Source organism: Nonomuraea corallina (assembly GCF_027620315.1).
Taxonomy (GTDB): Bacteria; Actinomycetota; Actinomycetes; order Streptosporangiales; family Streptosporangiaceae; genus Nonomuraea; species Nonomuraea corallina.
On the sequence record NZ_JAPNNL010000326.1, the window covers coordinates 1 to 2715 of the forward strand.

A 2715-nucleotide genomic window follows, 5' to 3' on the forward strand; every position below is an offset into this window, starting at 1 on the left:
ACGCTGCTGCTCGCCGCTATCGGCGGCGGGCTGGTCGTCCTGGCGGCGCTGCGGCTGCCGCGCCGCCGGGAGCAGGACCCGTCCGCGGACGGGGAGGGCGACGACGAGGCGGACACCGTGGTGATCTCCGGGTCGCGGCCTCCCGCCGGGTGATCGGAACCGGACGCCCGCATCCGGACATGAGGCCGGACGGCGGTGAACAGATCTTGTCAGGGGCGGCGGCGGTCTGAGAGATTGCAGCTACTTTTCTCAGTTCCGGAGGTCACGCGTGTCACCATTACGCCCGGCCCTCATCGCCGCCGCCCTCATCCTGGGCACGGCCACCCCCGTCCAGGCCGCCCCCGGCCCGGAGATCACCGTCCAGAACGGCCGGACGCAGCCGGTCTTCTCCTACGCCGACGCCATCCGCGAGCACGTGTACGTCGAGTCGACCGTCGACAGCGACGCCGACGGCAGGCTCGACCGGGTGCGCGTCGACATCATCCGGCCCAAGGAGTCCGGCCCCGGGCTCAAGGTGCCCGTCGTCATCGACGAGAGCCCGTACTACGACAACTCCGGGCGCGGCAACGAAGGCGAGCGGAAGGTCTACGACGACGCCGGCAACGTCGTGAAGTTCCCGCTCTTCTACGACAACTACTTCGTGCCGCGCGGCTACGCGGTGCTCAACGTCGACATGCTCGGCACCACCCGCTCCGACGGCTGCCCCGACATCGGCGGCAAGGCCGACGTGCTGGGCGGCAAGGCCGTCATCGACTGGCTCAACGGCCGCGCCAAGGCCTACCGCGCCGACGGCAGCCCCGCCGTCGCCGACTGGACCACCGGCAAGTCCGCCATGATCGGCAAGTCGTACGACGGCACGCTCGCCAACGCCGTCGCCGCCACCGGCGTGCGCGGCCTGGAGACGATCGTGCCCATCTCCGCGATCAGCTCCTGGTACAAGTACCAGCGCTCCAACGGCGTCGTCTACAACTACGACTACGCCTCCTGGCTGGCCAACTACGTCGACACCGATCCCGAGGCCAAGTGTCAGGCCGTGCGCGACCGGATGGACGCCGAGGACGGCGACGACACCGGCGACCACAACGCCTTCTGGGCCGAGCGCGACTACATCCACGGCCTGCTCGGCGACGTCTCCAAGGTACGGGCGAGCGTGTTCGTCGCGCACACCGTCAACGACCTCAACGTCAAGCCCGACAACTTCTCCGAGTGGTGGGAGGCGCTGGCCAAGCGCGGCGTGCCGCGCAAGATCTGGGTGGGCCAGACCGGGCACGTGGACCCGTTCGACTTCGAGGGCCGCAGAGGGCTCTGGGTCGACACGCTGCACCGGTGGTTCGACCACTGGCTGCACGGCGTCCGCAACGGGATCATGAACGAGCCTCGCGCCGACGTGGAGGTCGCCCCCGCCCAATGGATCACCGAGCGTGACTGGCCGTCCCCCCGCGGGCTCAAGCTGACGCTGCGCCCGTCCGCCGACGGCTCGCTCCGCCTCCTGCCCGGGAAGAAGGCGACGGCGAGCTTCACCGACGTGCGCATGGCCGAACCCGACATGGTGTCCGACGTCGGCACCGCCAAGCCGGGCCGGATCGCGTACACCACCGGTGAGCTGCCGCTCGACCTGCGCCTGTCCGGCACCCCGGTCGCCGACCTGCGGGTCAGACTCGACCGGCCCACCGCCAACCTGACCGCGCTGCTCGTCGACTTCGGCGACGACACCCGCGTCGACTGGCGGCGCGGCGGAGGCATCACCACCCTCACCGAAGAGGACTGCTGGGGCGAAAGCACCGCCGCCGACGACGGCTGCTACCGCAAGGTCGTCACCAACACCGTCGACCGGCCCCTCGAGATCGTCGCGCGCGGCTGGATCGACGTGCAGAACCGCCTGTCGCTCAGCCGCCCCACGCCGCTGCCCGTCGGCACGTACGGGAGCGTCAAGTGGGAGACTCTGCCCCAGGACTACGTCTTCAAGAAGGGGCACCGGATCGGGCTGGTGATCGCGGGCACCGACGCGACCTACAGCAACGAGACGGGCACCGGCGCGAACGTCACGGTCGACCTGTCCCGGAGCTCGATCACGTTCCCGGTCGTGCTCGGGACACCGCTGGAGAGCGTGCCGCAGGACAAGGCGAGGTTCGTCGGGCCGCGGGAGGTGACCCTGCCGGAGCCGGAGCGCGAGTTCTCGTTCTTCTGACCTGACCGGAGCCGGGGTTCCCGCACTCCCGGCCTGACCTGTCTGGAGCCGGGGTTCCCGTGCTCCTGACCTGAGCCGCTCCATGGGGAGGGCCTCGGGCGGACACCGCCCGAGGCCCTCTCCTCGTCCGTCTGGGCCTGGCTCATTCACGTGCGCGCGGACAGTTGCTCCAGTAACCGCCCCCGTCGCTGTCGGGGATGAGGGCGCCCGGGTCGGCGGCGACGGTCCAGGACACCATCATCGTGAGCGTGCCGTCGGCGCTCTCCTCGCCGCCCGGGGCGGTACCGGTCCAGTGGACGGTGATGACGCCGGACTCGGTGACGGGCGGGCCGGCGCAGCCGGGGCGGGCGGCCGGGGCGCGGACCGTGAACGCGTTGCCGGAGACCGCGATGCCGTTCGAGCCGGAGAACGAGGTGACGCGGCACTCGCCGGTGCACGTCAGCCGGAAAGTCCCGGTCCGCCGCTCGCCCAGCCGCACGGACGCGGGCGAGATCGCGGCCACCGGCGGCGCGGCCACGTCCCCTTGC

The 2715-nt window shown here is 71.2% G+C and carries 2 protein-coding genes; one reads left to right on the forward strand and one right to left on the reverse strand.

Features of this window, described 5'->3' with window-relative positions:
- Positions 1-268 precede the first annotated feature (268 nt).
- Positions 269-2188, forward strand: a complete 1920-nt coding sequence (locus OUY22_RS36410) for a Xaa-Pro dipeptidyl-peptidase (protein WP_270159873.1) — start codon at positions 269-271, stop codon at positions 2186-2188.
- A 142-nt stretch (positions 2189-2330) separates the two neighbouring features.
- Here the strand turns inward: OUY22_RS36410 and OUY22_RS36415 are convergent.
- The coding region (locus tag OUY22_RS36415; RefSeq protein WP_270159874.1) for a hypothetical protein at positions 2331-2715 on the reverse strand (385 nt) is incomplete at its 5' end.